This window comes from Micromonospora yangpuensis (assembly GCF_900091615.1).
In the GTDB taxonomy this organism is placed as follows: Bacteria; Actinomycetota; Actinomycetes; order Mycobacteriales; family Micromonosporaceae; genus Micromonospora; species Micromonospora yangpuensis.
The window spans coordinates 5,209,680-5,224,581 of record NZ_FMIA01000002.1; the positions used below are offsets into that span (position 1 = coordinate 5,209,680).

Consider the following 14,902-nt stretch of genomic DNA (forward strand, 5'->3'; position numbering starts at 1 on the left):
TCGTGGCGAGGGCCACCAGACCGGCGACCACGACTGCGCCCGCGCCCTGTGTGGGTCAGCTACGGCGGGCGGCCACGATCTGTTCGCGCAGGATGTCGGCGTGCCCGCAGTGCTGGGCCAGCTCCCGCAGGAGGTGCAGCAGGATCCAGCGGACCGTCATCGCGCCGAACCGGTGCCCGGTGGCCACGTCGTCCAGGGCGAGCCCGGCGAGCACCCGCGCCGAGTCCCGGCAGGCTTCCCGGTGGGCGTCGCGGATCGAGACGATGGTGTCGGTCTCGGCCAGGACGAACGAGTCCTCGACCTTCGGCGGTAGGCCGAGCTGCTGACGTGGGGTGCCGGTGACCGCCTCGGTGAACCAGACCCGTTCCACGTAGGTGGCGTGCTTGACCAGCCCGAGCAGGGTGGTCCGCGACGGCACCAGCCTTCGCCGGGCCTCCTCCTCGGTGAGCCCGTCGAGACACTGGTTGAGCAGGCGACGGTGGGTGTCCAGGAAGGCCAGCAGCTGGGTCCGCTCGTCGGCGTCGAGGGTGGCGTGCGGGTCCAGCGTGAACGGCTCCGTCGGGTTCCCCATACCCGAGGACCCTAGTCGAATCCGCCCGTTCCCGAGGGCCACGCGATGCTGGAAAATGACACACGGTCACCTCTCGCGTACATTCGGCTAGACGAGGGAGGTGGTGACTGTGGCTTCGACCAACCAGACGATCGTGGATCCGCGTTTCCCGGACGAGCTACGACGTCGGCGGCAGCAGGCCGGCCTGTCGCTGCGGGGACTCGCCGCGCTCGTCCACCACGGCAAGAGCCTCCTGCATCAACTGGAGACCGGGCGTACCCGACCGGCGGTCGACGTGGCGGCCCGGCTGGACGCGGCGCTGCACGCCGAGGGCGCGCTCGCCGCGCTGGTCGCCGTGGCACCGCCCGAGGACGAGCGGATCTCGTACGCCGTCAGGCATCCCCGTCGGGTCGATCCGGCCACCGTGGACGAACTGGCCGGGCTGCTCGCCGCCCATCGTCGCCTGGAGGACTCGCTCGGTGCCGGGGCGGTGCTGCCGACGGTCCGCAGCCAGCTCGACCTGGTGACCGCTCTGGTACGGGAGACCAACGGCGCGCTCCGGCCGAGGCTGCTCGACGTGGCGGCGCAGTGGGCGCAGTTCGCCGGGTGGCTGCATGCGGCAGGCGATCGTGCCGCGCTGGCCGCCGGCTGGTACCGCACCGCTCTGGACTGGGGTGCCGAGGCGGGCAGTACCGACATGGTGGCGACGGTGTTGAGCCTGCGCGGCCACCTGGCCTGGGCAGCCCGGCGTCCCGGCCCGCTGATCGACCTCTCCGCCGCCGCGCTGCGCCAGCCGACCACCCCGGGAGTACGCGCCGTCGCCGCCCAACAGCAGGCCCGGGGGCACGCGCTCGCGGGGCAGGCCGAGGCGACCGTCGACCTGCTCGACCGCGCCCGGGATCTGCTCGACGCGGCACGGGCGGAGCCCGACCGGGAGCCACCGTGGCTCTACTTCCACTCCCCCGCCTACCTGAGCATGCAGACCGGGCTCGCCCACCGGTTACTCGGTCGGGACGAGCCGGCCGTCGAGTTGTTGGCGGCCGGGCTGGCCAGGTTACCGGCGGAGACGGTCGGGGCGGCGTGGACCGGGCCGTACCTGCTGCACCTGGCGGCGGGGCTGACCGCCCTGCGTGAGCTGGACGCCGCGCGGCAGGCGTACGAACGCGCCCTGACCATCGGCAGGGCGACCCGGACCCGCAGCCTGACCGACCAGGCCGAGACAGGTCTCCGCGAGCTGCCCGAGGGGACCTGACCCGTTTGAGGGTCATAGAGGAGGTGCCGTCGGTCTAGCCGTAGCGGCACAGGTTCTGGGCGAACAGGTACCAGACCTCGTCGGCCAGGGGGATCGTCCGCTCGACGGCGTGGACCTGACCGTCGGCGCTGCCGACGGAGAAGGAGACGGCCAGCGGCACGGGGTCGCCGAGCTCCGCGCAGCGGAACGTCAGCCGGATCGGAAGGGACTGGCTCCTGTTCGGCTCGACGGTGACCGGCCCGTCGAAGGTGCGCAGCTCGATGCCGGGGCGGGTCGCGGTGGCCGCCCGGACGGTGATCGGCTCGGGGCCGGCGTTGACCACGGCGAAGGACGTCTCCACCGTGGCGATGCCCGGCTCAAGCGCGCTCTCCTGAATGGCCTCGGGCATCGCGGCGAAGGTGACCGTGCCGGCCTGTTGTTGCTGGTCGTAGACGAAGTGCCCGGCGGCGACGAGGAGGCCACCGACCAGCGCGCCGACGGCTGAGGCAGCGACCAGCCGGCCGTTCCCACGCCGTCGTGACGCCGCCTGCTGTGTCGTCTCGACCGGCCGGTTGTCCCGCTCGTCGAGGTCGATGACCATCTCGTCTGTCGCCACCGGCTGAGCCTAGTCTGGGCCCACGGTGGACGGTCAGTCGGCTGGGCGGGGCTCCAGACCGAGGCGGGCGCAGGCCTCCCGGTACATCCGGACCACCTCGTGGCGGATCTCGGCGCGTTCGGTGAGCCGGCGGGCGAACTGGATCCGGACCGGCACCTCGATGTCGTCCACGGTGACCGCGAAGTCCATCCCGTCGGCGTCCAGGCCGGTGGTGCGCGCCCGGGTCGCGTGCGGGCAGCCGCCGAGGGTACGGGCGATGAGCAGGGTGTCCTCGGCGTGGTCGTCGTTCATGTGCCGGCTGACCCCGGCGACGACCTCGGGTCCGAACGTCGGCGGGACCACGCCGTCGACCGCGCTCACGCCGCCACCCCCGCGCCCCCGCCAGCAGCGGAACCAGCCACGCCGGCAGCACCACCGGAGCCGGCAGCAGTCTCGGTCGGTACGTGCCGGGCCAGGTCGGCGAAGACGGCCGTGTTGTGCCGGTACGCCACGAGCACCTCCTCCAGCAGGGCGGCCTCGGCGGGCTCGCTCAGCGGCAACGCGTCCAGCCGGGCCCGGTAGGCGTCCTTGTACACCTTCGGCCGGGGAATCCCGTCGAACCGGTAGAACGCTACCCCGAAATCGTCGCTCAGGCCGTACCTACGGGCCACCGATCGTCCGATGTGGAGGCCGCCGGAGAGGTCACCGAGGTACCGGGTGTAGTGGTGGGCGATGAACCGCTCGGGCGAGTCGGCGCAGACCGCCCGGATCCGCGCGGCGTACCCGGCGGCGGCCAGGGTGGGCACGGCCCGGTCGGGCCAGTCCTCGCCGAGCAGGTGCGCCAGGTCGGCTTCGAGGGCGGGCAGCCGGAGCAGCGCCTCGTCGACGAAACCACCTGCCAGCGGGTCGTCCCGCAGCCGGTCGCCGACGGACTCCAGCGCGGCGTAGATGGTGTGGTGTTGCACGACCAGGTCGGTGTAGGCGGCCAGGTCGAGGTCCCCGGCGACCAGCGCGGCGACGTACCGCTGGGACTCGGCGTCGGAGTGCGCCTGCTGGCTGGCCGCGCGCAGCCGGGCCGAGAACGGGACGTCGGGCGTACTCATTGTTTCTCCAAGGGGTGGGGCCGGCGGGGGACGATCAACGGCAGGTGGGTGTCGGGGTGTGGCACGATCTCGATCTCGTGCTGGTAGACCTCGCTGAGCAGCGGCGCGGTGAGCACCGTGGCCGGCGGGCCGGTGGCGACGGTCCGGCCGGCGGCGAGCAGGGTGACCAGGTCGGCGTAGGCGGCGGCCAGCGCCAGGTCGTGCAGCACCACCACGACGGCGTCCCCGGCGTCGGCACGGTCGCGGGCGATCCGCAGCACCAACTCCTGGTGGCGCAGGTCGAGAGCGGCGGTCGGCTCGTCGAGCAGCAGCACGCCGGTCCGCTGGGCAAGCACCCGGGCCAGCGCGGCGCGGGCCTGTTCGCCACCGGAGAGCGACGGGTACGGGCGGGCGGCGAACCGGGTGATGTCGCAGCGGCGCATGGTCTCGGCCACCACGACGTCGTCATCTGCCTCCTCCGGTCGGCCGGCCCAGGGTGCCCGTCCCATGCGTACCACCTCCTCGACGGTGAACGGGAAGCTCAACGTGCTCCGCTGGGTCAACACGGCCCGCCGCATCGCCAGGTCGACAGGCGACCAGTCGGCCTGCGGGCGGCCGTCCACCTCGATCGCGCCGGCCGTCACCGGCAGGTCACCACTGATCGCGGCCAGCAGGGTGGACTTCCCGGCCCCGTTCGGGCCGACCAGGGCGTGCAGTTCACCGGCGCGGACCGCCAGGTCGACCCGGTCCAGCACCGGGCGGCCGGCGCGTTCCACCCGCAGCCCGGTGGCCCGGATCCGGGTGCTGCCGGCGGGCACCGGGCCGGGGGCCGGCCGCGCCGGGCGTCGGCCCACCAGGCCCAGGCGGCGGCCGAGGTGCGCGGTCATCGCCATCCTCCGGCCCGGTCCCGGGTACGCCGCAGCAGCCAGAAGAACGCCGGTCCGCCGACCACGGCGGTGAGCACCCCGAGCGGGAGTTCCTGGTGTTCGACGAGGGTACGGGCGGCCAGGTCGGCGACGATCACCACGATCGCGCCGCCGAGCGCGCTGGCCGGCAGGAGCACCCGGTGCCCGGGGCCGGCGACCATCCGGACCAGGTGCGGCACCACCAGTCCGATGAAGCTGATGATGCCGGTGAACGCGACGGCGGCGGCACCGAGCAGCGCGGTGACCACGATCATCCGGATCCGCAGGCGTTCGGTGTCGACGCCGAGGTGCCGGGCGGAGCGTTCACCGAGGGCGAGCAGGTCGAGCCGGCGGGCGTCGAGCAGGGCGGCGGCCAGGCCGACGGCCAGGCAGGGTGCGGCCAGGGTGACCGCCGACCAGTTGGCCTGGGCGAGGCTGCCCAGGTTCCAGAAGGCGATGGCCTGCACCCCGGCGTCGTCGGTGACGAACATCAGCAGGCCGATGGCCGCACCGGCGACGGCGTTGACCGCGACGCCGGTGAGCACCAGGGTCACCACCTCGGTCCGGCCGTCCGAACGGGCCAGCAGATACACCAGGTAGGTGGTGGTCAGGCCACCGGCGAACGCGGCGGCCGGCACGGTCCAGCCACCGAGGACGGTGACCCCGGTGACGAGGGCCAGGGCCGCGCCGACGGCCGCCCCGGCGGAGACCCCGATGACGCCGGGTTCGGCCAGCGGGTTGCCGAAGACGCCCTGCATGACGGCACCCGCGCAGCCGAGCGCGGCACCGACCACGGCGGCCAGCACCACCCGGGGGAAGCGGACGAGCCAGAGCGCGTTCTCCCCCTGCGGCGCGGCCGGCAGCGACCCCACCTCCAGTCCGAGCCGGTGCAGGATCGAGCCGAGCACCTCGGCCGGGGAGATCGGGACCTGTCCCCGGCCGGCGGCGACCAGGGCGGCCACGGCCAGGGCGACGACGAGTCCGACCAGCAGCAACCGGCCGGCGCGGGGCCGCCCTCCCCCGGCGGCAGCGGGCGCGGTGACGTCCACGGCGGCGGCGCGGGCGGCAGCGGCGTCGGTACGGCCCGCGGCGTCGGCACGGCCCGCGGCGTCGGCACGGCCCGCGGCGTCCGTGGCGCGGGGTGTGGTGCTGGTCACGACGCCGGCCGGCAGGAGTGCACCGCGCGGGCCAGGGCCTGGACGACCCGGCCGGAGCGGGTACCGAAGGCGAGCAGGACCCCGTCGTCGACGTCGACGATCCGACGGTGCTGGCCGGCGGGGGTCTGCCCGACGCCGGGCAGCTTCAGCAGCCCGTCGACCCCACCGACGGAGGCCAGCCCGCTGCTCATCACCAGGATCACGTCCGGGGCCGCGTTGATCAGCCCCTCGCTTGTCAACGGACGGAACTTCGCCAGCCCGACGGCGCTGCCGGCGTCCACCCCACCGGCCGCCACGATCATCGCGTCGGAGCCGGCCCCCTTCCCGCCGATCAGGTAGACCCCGGCGGTGCCGCGCAGGTAGAGGAAGGCGATCCGGGGCGCGGGCGCTCCCGCCGGCACGCTCCGCGCCGCCTCGGCGAGCTCCGCCTCGACCCGGGTGACGAGCCGCTCGCCGGCCGTGGTCACGCCGAGCGCCGCCGCCACCGCGCGGATGTGCGCCGGTACGGCGGCCAGGGTCTGCTCCGCCTCGATCAGCACCACCGGGATGCCGGCCGCGCGCAACTGGTTGAGCACCTCGGGTGGCCCGATGCTGCGGTCGGCCAACACCACCGTCGGGTTCAGGGCGAGTACCGCCTCGGCGGCCAGGTCGTGCCCGGCCGGGGTCACCACGGGCAGGCCGGCCGCGGCCGGGAAGGTGGTGGAGGTGTCCCGCCCGACGACGTTGCCGCCGAGGCCGAGGCTGAAGACGAGTTCGGCGATCGAACCGTACAGGTTGACCGGCAGGATCCGGCCGACGTCGGTGACCGTCACGGTGCGTCCGTCGGCCGAGGTGACGGTGGCCGGCAGCAGCGGGGTGGGTGCCGGGTCGAGCGGCGTGACGTCGGGGTCGGTGAGGGCGGCGGTGACCGGACCGCAGTCGGCTGTCGGCGCGGCCCCGGAGCCGGCACCGCCGGCAGGTGACCCGGTGGGGTTGGCGCAGCCAGCCACCAAGCCCACCAGCAGCACCGCGAGCACCACCACCGCGCGCCGGATCACCGGGTCACCCGCCGTCGGCGGCGGCGCGCCCCGACCAGGGCCACGACCACCAACACGGGTACGACCACCGCCGCGAGCCACCAGCTGTTCACCTCGGTGGCCGTACTGACCCGGGTGACCTGCACCTGGTCGGGGTCGGTGGCGTTCGGGGCGACCGGCCCGGTGGGCGTACCGGCGGGGTGGTCCGGTGTGGCGCCGGCACCGCTCGGCCCGGCGGCGGTCGGCGTGGCCCCGGCGGCGGTCGGGGTGGTCCCGGCGGCACCCGCACCGTCCACACCGCTGCCGCCGGCACCATCGCCGGAGCCGGAGCCGGAGCCGCTGCTGGTGCCGTTACCGCCGCTGGTGCCCGAGCTGGTGGACGGGGCGGGGCCGGCCGCCGGGGCACTGCTGCGGGTCGGGGCGGCGGCGAAGGTGACCGGTACCCGGACGTCCTGCGAGCGGTCGGCCGGTCGGGTGTGGTCGGCGCGGGTGGCCACCACGCAGCGGCGGGTGGTGCAGTCGACGTCGCCGATGGCGGGGGTGACCTTGAGCGTGACCCGGAACGTCCCGCCCGCCCCGTACGGCTCGGTCAGCCCCTCGGCGTAGGAGGGCGGGTTGGACGAGATCCAGTGCGAGGCGCCGAGGCTGCCGGTGGTGTCGGCCCCGCCACCGCACGGGCTGGGCACCTTTCCGGCCCCGTTGTCCACACAGAACGCGACGTAGACGCCCTTGTCGACGTCGTACCCGCTGCCGGTGACGGTGACGGTGGTGCCGGTCCGGGCGATGCCGGTGCTCGGCGTGGCGGTGAGGGTCTGCCCCTCGGTGCCGCGAGCGGTACCGGCCTGCGCGGGCGCCGCGCCCACAAGAACACTCAGAGTAGTCAACGCTGCGGTCAGGATGACGCGACGCATCGCTCGCACCCGACTCCTCCCATGACGAATCCGGCCGGCACCCACACCGACCGCTACTAAGGTTTGCCTAACCTAAGTTAGAAGCTCGCTGCTCACAAGAGGTTCTTCGGATCAAGATCTTCAGCCCGTCGGCCCAATGCCGTGAAGTTAGGTTTGCCTTACCTTAGCCACTGTCCGTAGTACGCACCACGAAGGGATGAGCATGGTCCGATTCAGAGCCGGTACCGTCTGGCGCCGGTCGACTCGGTGGGCGGCGGTCGCCGTCCTCGGCGCGTCGGCCGCACTCGTGGCCGCCAGCCCCGCCTCGGCAGCCCCCGCCGACCTCACCACCGGCAGCTTGACCTGGGGTTTCAAGGCCTCGTTCCGGGCCTACGTGAAGACCGGCAACGGCAACCCGCCGATCGCGGTGAGCAACGGCGCCACCGTCGGCACCGACGGGACGTTCACCTTCCCGCTCCAGGACGGCACCCACGACCCCGCCACCGGGGACACCACCGCGCGGTACGGCGGCACGGTCGTCTTCTCGTACCCGGCGCACATGTTCACCATCACCCTGGCCAACCCGACGGTGGCGGTCTCCGGCGGGGCCGCCACCCTGAAGGCCGACGTCGACCTGGCCACCACGGCGGCCGAGCCGGTGTCCGTCCGGCAGGCCACCATCGCCACCCTCACCGGCAGCCCCACCGGCACCGGTACGGTCACCGGCAGCAACCTGGCCGCGACCCTGACCGCCGAGGGGGCCACCGCGTTCAACGGCTTCTACGCCGCCGGCGAGTCCCTGGATCCGGTGTCGTTCACGGCCAGCACCGGCGACGACGAGCCACCGGTCGCCGGCGCGGCGGTCGACGTCACCCCGGACAGCGGGCTGGACCCGGCCGGGGCGACCATCACCGTACGGGGCAGCGGCTTCGACCCGGACGCCAACAACGGGGCGGGCATCTACGTCTCCTTCGGACCGAAGGTCGACGAACACTGGACCAACTCCGGGGTCCTCCAGGTCACCAAGTGGGTGAACCGGACCAACGAGCCGACCGAGGCGCGGGACCGGCTGAACGCCGACGGCACGTTCCACACCACCCTGCCGATCAGCGCCGTCTACACCGACCGCAACGGCGACCGGGTCGACTGCACGGCCGTGCAGTGCTACGTGATCACCTTCGCCGCCCGGGGCTCGGCCGACCGCAGTCAGGACACCTTCACCCCGGTCACCTTCACCGGTACCGGCTCACCGGGTGGCGGTGGGGATGCCGACCAGCGGATCACCGCCACCGTCACCGGCGGCCCACTGACCCTCGGCGTGGCCGGTGACACCGTGGCCCTGCCGGCGGTCAGCAACGGCGCGGTGGCCAGCGGGGCGCTCAACGCCGCCACGGTCGCCGACCTGCGCGGCACCAACGCCGGGTGGAGCCTGGTCGGCCAGGTCTCCGACTTCGCCTCCGCCGGTGGCGGCAGCATCGCCGCGGACAACCTCGGCTGGGTACCGAGCGCGACCGCCGTCGACGACCCGTTGAGCGGTACCCCCGGGGTGGTCACCCCGGGCGCGGCTGCCGCGCCCGGTGCCGGGCTCGGCTCGGCGCGCTCGCTCTGCGTCTCGGCCACCGGGGCGAGCAACGGCACCTTCACCTGTGGTGCCCAGCTCAACCTCGGGGTGCCGGCATCGGCCCCGGCGGGCGAGTACGCCGCCACCCTCACCCTGACCCTCTCCTGAACCGGTAGCGGGTCACCGGTGGGGCGGGCGCTCGCCACCCCGCCCCACCGGCCCGCTCGCTGTTCTGCCGTACCTCTCCGGGAGCCGGAAATGTCCCTCGTCACCGCCCTGTCCCGGGCCGGCGCCCCGATCGTGGCCGCGCTGCTCGCGACGGCTCCACCCCTGACCGCCGTTGCTCCGGCCGCCACCGCGCTGGCCGCGCCTGCCCCGGCGGCCCCGCCCGCCGCCGCCCTGACCGCCGTTGCTCCGGACGTCGCCGTCCTGGCCGCACCCTCACCCGGCCCCGGCGGCACCGGCACGCCGGCACCCACCGCCGCGGCGGGCGTGACCCGGTGGGCGGTCCAGCCGTCCAGCGCCAAGGGACCGACCGGCCGCAACTACTTCATCTACGACCTCGCGCCGGGCAGCACCGTCGGCGACCACGTGGGCGTCAGCAACCTGAGCGACCGCCCGCTCACCTTCGAGGTGTACGGCACCGACGCGTACACCACCACCGACGGGGCATTCGCCCTGCTCCCGGCGGACCAGCCGGCCACCGGCGTCGGCTCCTGGGTCAGCTTCGACCGACGCCGGTGGACCATCGACCCCGGCGAACGGGCCGACATCCCGTTCACGTTGACCGTGCCGGCCAACGCCACCCCCGGCGACCACGCCGGCGGGGTGATCGGTGCCCTCGCCCAGACCCGGACCACCGCCGACGGCCAACGGGTCCTGGTCGACCAGCGCCTGGCCGCCCGGGTCTACCTGCGGGTCACCGGCGAGGTACGCCCCGCCGTCACCATCGAGCAGGTCACCGTCGCCTACGACAACCCGGTCAACCCGGTGGGCGGCGGCGAGCTGGTAATCAGCTACCGGCTGCGCAACAGCGGCAACGTGCGTACCGCCGGGACCGGGGCGGTCACCGTCGCCGGTCCCCTCGGCTGGGAACTGGCCCGGACCAGCCCGGTCGACCTGCCCGAACTGCTGCCCGATGCCGTCTTCACCGTCACCGAGCGGATCACCGGGGTACCGCCCGCGGTGCGCCTGCGCGCCGAGGTCGACCTCGCGCCCACCACCGTGGACACCGCGCTGCCGCCGGTACGCCGCTCCGCCGGCCTCTGGGCACCACCGTGGCTACCACTCGCCCTGTTCGCCACAGCCGCCGGCTGGTTCGGCGTACGCCACTGGCGGCACCGCCGCGCGACCGGCACCCCGGCCCGTACCGGGGACACCGCCGGCTCCCCGCCCGAACCGGACGCTGTCCCCGGCACCCCGGCCCGTACCGGGGACACCGCCGGCTCCCCGCCCGAACCGGACGCTGTCCCCGGCACCCCGGCCCGTACCGGGGACACCGCCGGCTCCCCGCCCGAGCCGGACGCTGTCGCCGGCACCCCGGCCCGCACGGACGGTTCCGGGCCGACTGCCGCGACCGGGCCGGCGTGAGTCGGTCGTGGTTCGCCGCCACGGCCGTGTTGCTGGCCGGCGCGGCGCTCGTCCCGACGCCCCCCGCCCCGTCGGGCGCGCTGACCCCGACGCCCAAGGCCGGGCCGGAGGTGGGGCTGCCTGCCGGGCCGGTCAGGGCCGGGGCGCAGGTGCTCGTCCGACTCACCGGTTGGCCGGCCGGCACGGTGCAGATCGAGGTCTGTGGCAACGCGGCCCGTCGGGGTGCCCTCGACTGCGCCACCGCCGACGCCACCCACGCCCCGGTGCCGCCCGACGGTACGGCGACGCTGCCGGTACGGCTCGCCGTACCGCCGGTGGCCTGCCCCTGTCTGCTGCGGGTACGGACCCCGACCGGCGGCACCGCTGTCGACGTCACGCTGCCGTTGACCGGCGTCACCGCGCCGGCCGTCGGGGCCGAGCCCGACCCCCCGGAGCTGGTCCTGACCGGACTGCACGCCGTGGACCGACGCGGGGTGGGCGGCTGGTTCGGCCTACCCGGGAAGGTGACCGTGCAGCTCACCCTGCGAAATCCGGGTCCGGTCGACGTGCTGGATCCACCGCTGTCCCTGCTGGTCGGGCCGCCCGGCCGGGTCGAGGAGATCGTGGCCGCACCGCCGCTGGGCACGCTGGCCGCCGGGCAGAGCCGGAACTACTCGTTCACCGTGCCGGTGGACGTCACCGGCCTCGGCCGGTACGAACTGCACGGCCGGATCGAGCCGCCCGGTCGGCCACTCGCCTTCACCGTGCGGACCGACCGCCGGCCGTGGGGCCTGCTCGCGGTGCCCGGCCTGGCGTCGGCCCTGCTGGTCACGGCGATCCGACGCCGACGCGGCAAAGCACAGCGGTGAGCGCCGGCACCGATCACGGGCTCACCCTCACCGGTCGGTAAGGAGCCGGTCGACCAGCTGTTCGCCGGCCGGCCACGGACCGTACCCGCTGGCCGTGTCGAGGTGGCCGGCCTCGCCGGCGTCGTACAGCTCGGCACCCCACTGCCGGGCGTAGGCACCGGACTCCGCGAAGGTGGCGTGCGGGTCGTTGCGGCTGGCCACCAGGATGGACCGGAACGGCAGTGGCACCCGGGGCACCTCGCCGACGATGACGTCGTCGTCCGGACCCGGCACCCAGCCCGGGTCGAGGTACGGCGGGGTGACCAGCAGGGCCGCCCGCACCGGACCGGTGTGCCGGCCGGCCCACAGCGCCACGGTGAGACAGCCGGCGCTGTGCGCCACCAGGATGGCCGGCTCGTCGTCGGCGGCCACCGCCGCCTGCAGCGCCGCGACCCGCTCGTCGGCCCGGTACGGCGGGCCGGGTGGCTCCGGCGCCCACCGGTAAAGCGGGTCCGCCGCCGCCCACCGCCGCGACCAGTGTCCGGGCAGCGGAACACCCCGCCCGGGTACGAGCAGAAGCCGTGTCACTCGGAAAAGGATAATGGCCGGCTGGCCGGGCGGCTCAGCCTGTACGGTCCGGTCCGGTCGACGTGCTGGACCCGCCACTGCCACTGCCACTGCCACTGCCACTGCCAAGATCTGGCCGAAAGACCCGCCCTGTTCGCAAGCCTGCGGCGCAGACAGGGTGACGTGGCCCCTCCCACAGCCGAGGCGCGCAGATCCCACCCCACCGCTCCCCACCGGCCGCCCCCCTCTCTCCACACCCGGCCCAGGTGTAGATCTTGGACACTTACCGTCCAAATAGAACGGTAAGTGTCCAAGATTCACTTCGCCGGCCCGCCTCGGCGGTGACGGGGGCGCGCGAGTCGGTGGGGCCGGTCGGGAAGAGGAGTGGGTTGCGGCCATTTGCCGGTTTTTGGGGGCCGGCGAGGCGTCTGCGGCAGGCAGCGTGGCTTGGCAGCAAACGGCCCCTCCGGGGCTCCCTCTTCATCAGGGCCAGCCCACCGACGAGCGTGTACGCCACCACCCGCCAGCGGGAGCGCCGAAACCGTACCTCCCCCGTACCCATGGTGGGTGTGGTTTCCGGCCGTACGAGCCGGCAAACCGGGCGGTCGGTGCCGGCGGGGGCCGGAGCGCGGTCGATGTCGTATGCTGCGCCCCGTCTTCACGGGGAGTCCAGATGCGACATTGGTTGTCGGCCGCCTTCTCGGCCGCGTTGGTGCTGGCCGCGCTGACCGGCTGCGGCGCCTCCGGCGACACCGACGGGGACCTGACCGACGACTGGCAGCCGGTCGCCGAGGCGCGCCAGTTCACCCCGCGCGCCGGGGTGTGCCACGAGTCGGCCGAGCCGACCGGGCACCTGACGAACTACCAGCCGGTGGACTGCCGGACGACTCACCTGATGGAGACCGTCCACGTCGGCACCCTCACCGGCGCGGTGGCCCGACGGTCGGCCCCGCCCCGGGTGGGTTCGGCGGCGCTGCGTCCGGCGTTCGCCGAGTGTGACCAGCGGGCCCGGGAGTTCGTCGGCGGGGACTGGCGGGCGGCCCGGCTGTCGGTGCAGGTGGCGCCGGCCTCCCCGACGGGGTGGCAGGGTGGCAGCCGGTGGTACCGCTGCGACCTGTTCGTGCTCGACTCCGTCGGCGGGCTCAACGGCGACAACGACACGGCGGTGCCGCACACCGGCAGCCTGCGCGGGGCGCTCGGTGGCGGTTCCCCGGTGCGGCTCACCTGCTTCGAGGAGGACGAGCAGCAGCGGCTACGGCACTCCCCCTGCGACGCGCCGCACCGCTTCGAGTACGCCGGCACCTGGACCGCGCCGGAGGGGTCGTCCCGTCCGGTGGCCCGGGACGAGGACGACGTGCACGCCCGGTGCCGTCCGGTGGTCGCCAGGTACGCCCGGGTGCCGGTCGACGGCGACCTGCGCTACCGCACCGGTACGGCGTACCGGTTGCCGTCGGAGGCGGCCTGGGCGCGCGGCGACCGGGGGGTACGGTGCTTCTTCTGGTCCGGCGGGCGCTCGGTGACCAGCTCGATCCGGGACGGCGGGGCGACGGCGCTGCCGGTCGGCTGAGCCCGGTCGGGACGCACGCGGCACGGCGCGGCGAACCGGACACCGAGGGTGACGAATCGCCACGCAACGTGCTATTCTCCGACGTCGATCGACCATGTGGACCCGGATCGGGTCGCTGCCACAGAAGGACGTCTCCCGATGTCGGCCGTGCCCGCGCCCACCGTTTCGCCGACCGCGCTGGAGAGCCCGGCCGGCGGCGCGTTCAGCCTGATCTTCACCACCCTGCCCGCGCTGCTCCGGCTGACCTGCGGGCTGGCCGGCGCGGCGGTGGCGTTGTCGGTGCGTACCCCGCCGGTGCGTACGCCGCTGCTCGTCGCCGCCGTCGTCGTGCTGACCGGCTGGTCCTTCTGGTACGCCGCGCGGGCGTTGCGCCGGGGCGTCGGGGGCTGGCTGGCCACCGGCGACGTCCTGCTCACCATCGCCGCCTGCCTGGCGATCCCGGTGCTGGTGGCCCCCGAGGTGCTGCCCGGTGAGGGCAGTTGGGTCGCGATCCTGTCCAGCACCACGGTCATCGTCGCCCAGGCCACCCGGCCGGCCCGCTGGTCGGTACCGGCCGGTCTGCTGGTCGCCGCCGCCTACGCCGCCGGGGCGTCCTGGGCCGGCCAGGGTGGTGAGGCCCGGATGCACGCGGTCACGCTGCTGGTGCAGACCGGCTGCGCGGCCACGGTGACCGCGGTGATGCGGGGCCGGATCGGGCGGGCGGACCGGGCCTTCACCGACTACCAGTGGCTGACCCGGGACGCGCTGATGGCCCGCACCGCCCGGGAGGTGGAGCGCCGCCAGAACCGCGACCTGCACGACACCGTGCTCGCCACCCTCACCATGGTCGGGCTGGGCGCGGTCCGGGAGGGCTCGTCGGCGCTGCGCGAGCGGTGCGCGGCCGACCTGGCTACGCTCACCGCCCTCGCCGACGCGCGGACCCCGTCCGACGAGGTCAGGTCGGCCGGGGACCGGCCCGCGGCCCGGACCGACGCGGAGTGGGTGGCGTTGGACGACCGGCTGCGCGCGGTCCTGGCCCGGCTGCCCGAGTTGTCGGTGACCGCCACGTTGGCGCCCTGCCGGGTGCCGTCGGCGGTCGCCGAGGCGCTCGCCGCCAGCAGCCAGGCCGCGCTGGCGAACGTGGCCCGGCACGCCCCGGGCGCGCGGGCGACGCTGCGGCTGACCCGGGTCGCCGGTGCCGTCGTGGTCGAGATCGGCGACGACGGTCCCGGTTTCGACCCGGCGACGGTCCCACCCCACCGGTACGGGCTACGCGAGTCGGTACGTGGCCGGACCACTGCCGTCGGCGGCTCCGTCGAGGTGACCAGCGCCCCTGGTGCGGGTACCCGGATTCGGCTGGAGTGGCCCGGTGACGGCTGAACCGC

15 protein-coding genes are annotated in these 14,902 nt (G+C 74.6%); 6 read left to right on the forward strand and 9 right to left on the reverse strand.

The features are described 5' to 3' along the window. Positions 1 to 55: 55 nt before the first annotated feature. The gene (locus GA0070617_RS23500; protein ID WP_091442711.1) at positions 56 to 571 is read right to left on the reverse strand and encodes a DinB family protein; all 516 of its coding nucleotides are present in this window, start codon (positions 569 to 571) and stop codon (positions 56 to 58) included. A 109-nt stretch (positions 572 to 680) separates the two neighbouring features. On the opposite strand from GA0070617_RS23500, the gene GA0070617_RS23505 reads away from it, so the two are divergent. Then, the gene (locus GA0070617_RS23505; RefSeq protein WP_175440632.1) at positions 681 to 1,802 is read left to right on the forward strand and encodes a helix-turn-helix domain-containing protein; all 1,122 of its coding nucleotides are present in this window, start codon (positions 681 to 683) and stop codon (positions 1,800 to 1,802) included. Positions 1,803 to 1,836: 34 nt separating this feature from the next. Here GA0070617_RS23505 and GA0070617_RS23510 read toward each other — a convergent pair whose 3' ends face one another. The 7 genes from GA0070617_RS23510 to GA0070617_RS23540 are packed head-to-tail and all read right to left on the reverse strand — an operon-like array spanning position 1,837 to position 7,447. Then, positions 1,837 to 2,397 carry a hypothetical protein gene (locus GA0070617_RS23510; RefSeq protein ID WP_091442717.1) on the reverse strand — a complete coding sequence of 187 codons (561 nt, stop codon included), beginning with the start codon at positions 2,395 to 2,397 and terminating at the stop codon, positions 1,837 to 1,839. A 33-nt stretch (positions 2,398 to 2,430) separates the two neighbouring features. Beyond that, entirely contained in the window at positions 2,431 to 2,757 is a 327-nt protein-coding gene (locus GA0070617_RS23515) for a DUF2470 domain-containing protein (protein WP_229688510.1), read from the reverse strand. Continuing rightward, entirely contained in the window at positions 2,754 to 3,479 is a 726-nt protein-coding gene (locus tag GA0070617_RS31785) for a biliverdin-producing heme oxygenase (RefSeq protein WP_091442720.1), read from the reverse strand. Before GA0070617_RS31785 ends, GA0070617_RS23515 begins: the two co-directional genes overlap by 4 nt. Beyond that, entirely contained in the window at positions 3,476 to 4,345 is an 870-nt protein-coding gene (locus tag GA0070617_RS31790) for a heme ABC transporter ATP-binding protein (RefSeq protein ID WP_091442724.1), read from the reverse strand. Before GA0070617_RS31790 ends, GA0070617_RS31785 begins: the two co-directional genes overlap by 4 nt. Continuing rightward, positions 4,342 to 5,520 carry a FecCD family ABC transporter permease gene (locus GA0070617_RS23530; protein ID WP_229688511.1) on the reverse strand — a complete coding sequence of 393 codons (1,179 nt, stop codon included), beginning with the start codon at positions 5,518 to 5,520 and terminating at the stop codon, positions 4,342 to 4,344. Before GA0070617_RS23530 ends, GA0070617_RS31790 begins: the two co-directional genes overlap by 4 nt. After that, the gene (locus GA0070617_RS23535; RefSeq protein ID WP_229688512.1) at positions 5,517 to 6,557 is read right to left on the reverse strand and encodes a heme/hemin ABC transporter substrate-binding protein; all 1,041 of its coding nucleotides are present in this window, start codon (positions 6,555 to 6,557) and stop codon (positions 5,517 to 5,519) included. The genes GA0070617_RS23530 and GA0070617_RS23535 overlap by 4 nt, the downstream gene beginning before the upstream one ends. Continuing rightward, the gene (locus GA0070617_RS23540; protein WP_229688513.1) at positions 6,554 to 7,447 is read right to left on the reverse strand and encodes a hypothetical protein; all 894 of its coding nucleotides are present in this window, start codon (positions 7,445 to 7,447) and stop codon (positions 6,554 to 6,556) included. The genes GA0070617_RS23535 and GA0070617_RS23540 overlap by 4 nt, the downstream gene beginning before the upstream one ends. Positions 7,448 to 7,649: 202 nt before the next feature. On the opposite strand from GA0070617_RS23540, the gene GA0070617_RS23545 reads away from it, so the two are divergent. The 3 genes from GA0070617_RS23545 to GA0070617_RS23555 all read left to right on the forward strand — a co-directional run bounded on the left by GA0070617_RS23545 (position 7,650) and on the right by GA0070617_RS23555 (position 11,425). Then, positions 7,650 to 9,155 (forward strand): HtaA domain-containing protein, encoded by a 1,506-nt coding sequence (locus tag GA0070617_RS23545; protein WP_091447169.1) that lies wholly within the window; start codon positions 7,650 to 7,652, stop codon positions 9,153 to 9,155. Between the two features lie 90 nt (positions 9,156 to 9,245). Further along, positions 9,246 to 10,577: a WxL protein peptidoglycan domain-containing protein gene (locus GA0070617_RS23550; RefSeq protein ID WP_217628871.1), complete on the forward strand. Its 1,332-nt coding sequence runs from the start codon at positions 9,246 to 9,248 to the stop codon at positions 10,575 to 10,577. Further along, positions 10,574 to 11,425: a hypothetical protein gene (locus GA0070617_RS23555; RefSeq protein ID WP_091442732.1), complete on the forward strand. Its 852-nt coding sequence runs from the start codon at positions 10,574 to 10,576 to the stop codon at positions 11,423 to 11,425. The genes GA0070617_RS23550 and GA0070617_RS23555 overlap by 4 nt, the downstream gene beginning before the upstream one ends. A gap of 27 nt (positions 11,426 to 11,452) precedes the next feature. Here GA0070617_RS23555 and GA0070617_RS30775 read toward each other — a convergent pair whose 3' ends face one another. Next, positions 11,453 to 11,992, reverse strand: coding sequence for an RBBP9/YdeN family alpha/beta hydrolase (locus GA0070617_RS30775; protein WP_175440633.1), 540 nt, complete (start codon positions 11,990 to 11,992; stop codon positions 11,453 to 11,455). A gap of 652 nt (positions 11,993 to 12,644) precedes the next feature. On the opposite strand from GA0070617_RS30775, the gene GA0070617_RS23565 reads away from it, so the two are divergent. Continuing rightward, positions 12,645 to 13,538, forward strand: coding sequence for a septum formation family protein (locus tag GA0070617_RS23565; RefSeq protein ID WP_091442739.1), 894 nt, complete (start codon positions 12,645 to 12,647; stop codon positions 13,536 to 13,538). Between the two features lie 138 nt (positions 13,539 to 13,676). After that, positions 13,677 to 14,897 carry a sensor histidine kinase gene (locus tag GA0070617_RS23570; protein ID WP_091442743.1) on the forward strand — a complete coding sequence of 407 codons (1,221 nt, stop codon included), beginning with the start codon at positions 13,677 to 13,679 and terminating at the stop codon, positions 14,895 to 14,897. The last annotated feature ends 5 nt before the right edge of the window (positions 14,898 to 14,902 follow it).